Raw genomic sequence first — 525 nt, forward strand, 5'->3', positions numbered from 1 at the left:
TTGTCGTTTCGTCGGTAAAGCTCGACACCGTTGCGGCACTCTTCCTTGTGTGGGCGCTCGTCGTCGTTGTCGAAATCGTGCGAAACCGCGGCGACCTCAAGAAGATCTTCAAGGATGCCATGGCGATGTTCCAGGCGATGGGCAAGATGTTCGCCGGCATTGTCGCACTCATCATCTGTGCCGAATTCTTCGCGAGCGGCCTCAAGGCTTCGGGCCTCATCGACCTTCTCATCAACTCCGCGCAGGGCGTCGGCGCGGGCATGGGCGCGATGACCGTCATCCTCACGGCAATCGTTTCGCTCGTGACGTTCCTCACGGGCTCGGGCGTGGGTGCCTATTCCTCCTTTGCTGCGCTCGCACCTGATGTCGCTGCCGGTCTGGGCGGTTCCGTCGAAGCGCTCGTTACGCCGATGCAGTTCGCGTCCGGCATGCTTCGCGCCATGAGTCCGGTTGCAGGCGTCATCATTGCCGTTGCCGGTGCTGCCGGCGTCTCCCCGATGGCGATCGTGCGCCGCACGTGGATCC

The 525-nt window shown here is 62.7% G+C and carries 1 protein-coding gene; it reads left to right on the forward strand.

Annotated features, from left to right (window positions below):
- Positions 1 to 525, forward strand: a 525-nt coding sequence (gene dcuC, locus H6A60_RS12405) for a C4-dicarboxylate transporter DcuC (protein WP_205105087.1), incomplete at both ends; no start/stop codon positions are given.

The sequence above is a fragment of the Sutterella massiliensis genome, assembly GCF_016899755.1.
GTDB classification, from domain to species: domain Bacteria; phylum Pseudomonadota; class Gammaproteobacteria; order Burkholderiales; family Burkholderiaceae_F; genus Sutterella; species Sutterella massiliensis.